General features: G+C 60.6%; 2 protein-coding genes and 2 pseudogenes. 2 read left to right on the top strand and 2 right to left on the bottom strand.

The window, feature by feature from the left end:
- Positions 1-417: 417 nt before the first annotated feature.
- Positions 418-1,388: pseudogene (locus tag N554_RS36745) on the bottom strand (tripartite tricarboxylate transporter substrate binding protein).
- 405 nt (positions 1,389-1,793) lie between these two features.
- On the opposite strand from N554_RS36745, the gene N554_RS0130170 reads away from it, so the two are divergent.
- The gene (locus N554_RS0130170) at positions 1,794-3,020 is read left to right on the top strand and encodes an ABC transporter substrate-binding protein (protein ID WP_029586852.1); all 1,227 of its coding nucleotides are present in this window, start codon (positions 1,794-1,796) and stop codon (positions 3,018-3,020) included.
- A 103-nt stretch (positions 3,021-3,123) separates the two neighbouring features.
- Positions 3,124-3,390 (top strand): annotated as a pseudogene (locus tag N554_RS43255) (hypothetical protein); the annotation flags it as partial.
- On the opposite strand, the gene N554_RS0130165 reads toward N554_RS43255, so the two are convergent.
- Positions 3,272-4,318, bottom strand: a complete 1,047-nt coding sequence (locus N554_RS0130165) for a cyclase family protein (protein ID WP_029586851.1) — start codon at positions 4,316-4,318, stop codon at positions 3,272-3,274. The pseudogene N554_RS43255 and the gene N554_RS0130165 overlap by 119 nt on opposite strands.
- Between the last annotated feature and the right edge of the window lie 490 nt (positions 4,319-4,808).

Raw genomic sequence — 4,808 nt, 5'->3', positions numbered from 1 at the left:
CGCGCTGGCGGCGTAAACGAGATCGCGCCGGTCAATCGGCGTGAGGTGAAGGTTGGGAGGGCGAACAGCACGTAATGCAGAGCCGGTCGATCCGGCGATCAGGACAACCCACTTGTGCCATCGCATCGTCGAATGCGTGTTGTTGACCGGGACCTGATCCGCGGAGGGCATTATGGCCAGCGGTCATGTGAACCGCATCTACAGGCCGAACACATGGCAGCACCGACCAAGCCTGCGACGTGAAGATTTCTCTTGCCAACTCGGAGCCGTCCACACATGGCACGTTTGGGACATTCCAACAGGATGTCCGGTTGTCGGGGTCGATCGGAAGTGGTCGGCCGACGGTCGGAACGGCGCGAATGACCCTGAGCCGACATCGGCCGGCCGAAATCCCGAAGTGCGGCAGCTCCCTGCTGGTCATTCCCGTTTCATATTGGTCGCCAGAATCACCTTGCTCCACTTCTTGACCTCGTCGGAGATCAGTTTGGCGAAGTCGGCGGGCGACCCGCCAAGAGCCGTGCCGCCCAGATGGGCAAGCCTCGCTTGGAGTTTCGGATCGGCGATGCTGACGTTGACTTCCTTGTTCAGCTTTTCGACGACTTCTTCCGGCGTGCGCTTTGGACCACCGATGCCGAACCATACACTTGCCTCGTAACCGGGCAAGGTTTTCGCCCAGAGCTGGAACGTCCGGCAATATTGGCGAGCGCGCCACCGTCGTTACCGCCAAGGCGCGGAAATTGCCGGCCCTGACATATTCGATCGATGAGAGTAGCGGGCCAAAGTAGACCTGCGCTTCGCCGGTGAGAAGGGCAGGAAATACCTGCGCGCCCCGATAAGGCACGTGAAAGAGATCGACGCCGGCCATCGTTTTGAACATTTCGCCGGCCAAATGGGTCGTAGATTCGGTCCCGGCTGACGCCATATTGACCTTGCCGGGATTAGCCTTCGCGTGGGCGATGAACTCCGCGACGGTCTTGGCGGGAACCGATGGGTGGACCTCCATGACCAAGGGCACACGAACGATACCTGCGGTCGGCGCGATATCACGGATGAAGTCGAAGTTGAGCTTGAGCATGGTCGCATTTATCGCATTTGCTGTAGTAGCCAACAGCAGCGTGTAGCCGTCCGGGGATGCCCGCACGACCGCCTCAGTGGCGATGTTGCTGGTAGCGCCACTGCGGTTCTCGACGACAAATGACTGTCCAAGTCGCTCCGACAGCGATTGACCGATCAATCGCGCGACGATGTCAGGTGCTCCGCCGGCGCCAAAGCCTTAGCAGGTGCACCGGTCGCGTCGGGTAGCTCTGCGCGCTGGCGAACCGGGATAATGCCGGAAGCGTGGCAGCGGCCGCTGCGAGATGCAGGAATTGACGGCGTGGAACTTTCATTGGGGCCTCCCCAAACTGCTGCCATGCGGAGCCCCTGCGGAGCCGCACGGGAGCCCGCACACTTAGACGTCGGTTTGATTTCGATGCGCGCCTGCCGACGGCATGAGCGCTGCGGCTAAGATAAAAGGGACTTCGGCACGTCCCGCTCGGCAGCTCGCGATCAGGCTACATCAGTTGCACGACCGGCGGAAGGCACGAACTGAGAGCCATGTGCACCGCACGAGTCAGCAACTGGCACCTTTGAGACATGCCGCCGAACCGTAAGAATATCCGTTTGTCGGGGTAGACCGGAAGTGACCAGCGCATGGTCAGAATGACGAGGTTGACCCATTTCGGACATAGGGAAGCTTGACTGACGAAGCCCACTGTGTCCGAAATAGCGAAAACAAAAATCGGGAGGGACGAATGTCAGAGAACGTCCGATTCCAGGTCGAAGGATTGAACCGGCGGACCTTAGTTGCCGGTTCGGTATCGCTGTTGGCGATGCCAAGTGTTTTTTCCTCGGCGCTCGCGGCAACATCGCCGGTTAACGTTGGCGTAATTGTGTCTCTGTCCGGAGCGAACGCCCAGTTCGGCATCAACTCGCGCAATGGCATCGAGCTCGTCGCTGACGAGATCAATGCGGCGGGCGGAATCAAGGAGCTCGGAGGCGTAAAGATCAATCTGATCGTCGCGGATTCCACTTCGACACCGACGACCGCGGGCACCGTCGCGCAACGGCTGATCACGCAAAACGATGTCGTCGCCATTCTCGGCGCATTCGCCTCGTCACTGACCATCGCGATCTCGGACGTTGCCGAGCGGCAAGACGTTCCGCTGCTGACCATGTCGTTTGCCGATCAAATCACTGGCCGCGGTTACAAAAATATCTTCCAGGTGGTGGCGAAGGCATCCGTCATCGGCAGGGCACAGTTCGACTATACCGCGGCGATCGCCCAAGCCGCGGGCGCCAAGATCGACAAGATTGCCATAATGTACGAAGACACGGCTTACGGTACGGCGCAGGCCGGTGGTCTGCGTGCTGGCGCCAAGGCGGCGAACATCGAGATCGTAATGGACGACGCCTATCCGCTTGGCATTGCCGACGCGACGCCGCTGGTCAACAAACTGCGCACTTCCGGCGCCCAGGCGGTGTTTCCGGTGTCGTATCTGAACGACAGCCTTCTGATCATCCGCACTATGCGGCAACAGCGCATCACCATTCCTGCCATCGGCGGGGCGGCCGGTTATGTAATTCCGGATTTCGAGAAGGGTCTTGGCGAGTTCGCGGAGAACGTGCTGTCGATCGCGCCGGCCAATTACGATCTCGCGCCGGAGCTGACCGAACGCTTTCGCAAACGCTTTGGCTATTTCATGGTGCATGAGGCGCTCGAGCACGCGGTTTGCCTCGACGTGCTGGTGCAGGCGATCGGAAAGGCAAAGTCGGCGAAGGCGCAAGATGTCGTCGCAGCACTTCGCAGTACGAAATTCACCGGCGGCTGGACCAAAGCCATGCCGGGCGACGCGGTAGAGTTCGATCAGACCGGGCTAAATAAACTGTCGGTCCCGCTAATGGTGCAGTGGCGCAATAAGGAACTCGTCTCGGTGTGGCCAAAGGACATCGCCAAGAGCGCGGCGAGATGGCAGTCATGACCCGCTGACGAACCCATCTTCTTCGTCCTCCAGGCCATTCTCGACGGGCTGTTGGTGGGCGGCATCTACGCGGTGACGATACTCATCAAGCGACGAAGCTACCCCGTGCGCCGCTCTCGCATCCGGCGAGATCGCTGGAGCAGGTCTCGATGTTTTCGACACGGAGCCACTTCCTGATGGCACCTTGCGGTGGCCGGCGGGCAGATTGGGTACCGTGACCGTTCTCGGTCGCCAATCAGCGCTACGTTCGATTAACGGAGGGCGAGCGGCCGCAGCGCCGTGCCGGCCACGGTACCGCGGATGGCGTTTGTGGTCAGGATATAGGCGAACTCGTAGACACGATCGGCGGCGAGCCGCTCGAGGTTATTGAACTCCAGGATGTGGACGCCCTGCTGGACGAGCAGATAGACATGGACCGGGTTAAAGCTGCCGCCAACGGCCTGAGAGTCGGCCGGCTTCGGCGGCACATATTCGAGCCCGGACGTATCGGAACCGAGCATAAGCGCGCCCTTCTCCTCGACGAGCCACTTCGCGGCTGTCAGGCCGATGCCTGCCGAGTCGTGCTGGCCGATCTTGGCGTGGTCGCGGCCGTTCTCGCCCCAGTAGCGGGCGGTTCCCGTCCGCAGCAAAACGATTGTGCCTGGGGTGACGTCGACGTTCTGCGCCCTCAACGCGCCCTCGATGTCCGCGACAGTGATTTCATAGGAGGACGGAAGGGCCTCCACGTTCTTGAAGCCCGCAACGTCGACCAAGACGCCCCGCGCGACGATCGGCGGGATCGTCGTCACGTCGGCCTTGCGAAGGCCGAAGTCGCCGCCCCACTCGTCGGACGTGAAACCGTTGTAAAACTCGTTCTTCGGTCCATGCGTGATGTGGCCGAGCCCATCAATCTGGGTAGCCACGTTGTCGTTCATGAAGATCGCGTTGCTATGCCAAGCGGTGATGCCCGTATTGCCGCCCTCCGGCGTGGTGAACGCCAGATCCTTCTGGCTCCTCACGCCCGCGGGCGACCGGAAGCTGATGATTTCTCCCGGGCTGTGGCCGGGCCATTTGTATGAATAGCGGTCGTACGGAAGGCCGAGATCGTAGACCCTACCCTGTGTCACGAGCTTCAAGGCGGCCAAACGTGATGCATCGGTCATCTCGTTGAGGTTTCCGACCTCGTCCTGAGGCCCCCAGACCCAGCCCCACCCTTTTCCTTTTGACCACTTCTTCATGCCACCGTCCTGCGCATAGCCGTCGCCGGCGGCGAGTGCGAGGACGGTCACGGCGAGCAGGAATCGCGAAACTACCTTCATGGAATCCTCCTGGAACGACATGGATAGCTCAGCTTGGCCAGTCTAGGCCTGAGCTGACCGTGGGATCAACGAGATTGTCGGTCGGGGCCGCCAACCCACGCGGGACACGAACGTCAGCTCCTGGCACCTTTGAGACATACCGACTGCATTGAGCAATGTCCGCTTCTCTAATCGGCCATTTGGGGTCAAGCGCTTTCAGACTATCCGCCACTGCAGTGTCGATGTCGCTCGCGGGCTCGTGCTTCTCTTCGGAATCGGCACCAGGCCCTTCCATCATGGGATTCGAAGACGAGGCGGAACAATCTTTTAGTCGGCCTTGCCGTCAGATAACGGCAGGTCCAAGCGGACATGCGAACTCACCTCATCCATCGTCCCGCGAGGGACATCCTTCCACTGCCCGGTGGATCTCGGGTGTCCTCCTATCGCACTGATCTTATGTGCCCCTCATGCTGCTGCGGTTTCCCTGGTCCAGCGGAACTCGGTGCCGTCA

The organism is Bradyrhizobium sp. URHD0069 (assembly GCF_000701345.1).
GTDB lineage: Bacteria > Pseudomonadota > Alphaproteobacteria > Rhizobiales > Xanthobacteraceae > Bradyrhizobium.
Note: the sequence above shows the minus strand (reverse complement) of the source record. Positions and strands in the feature narration are given on the sequence as shown.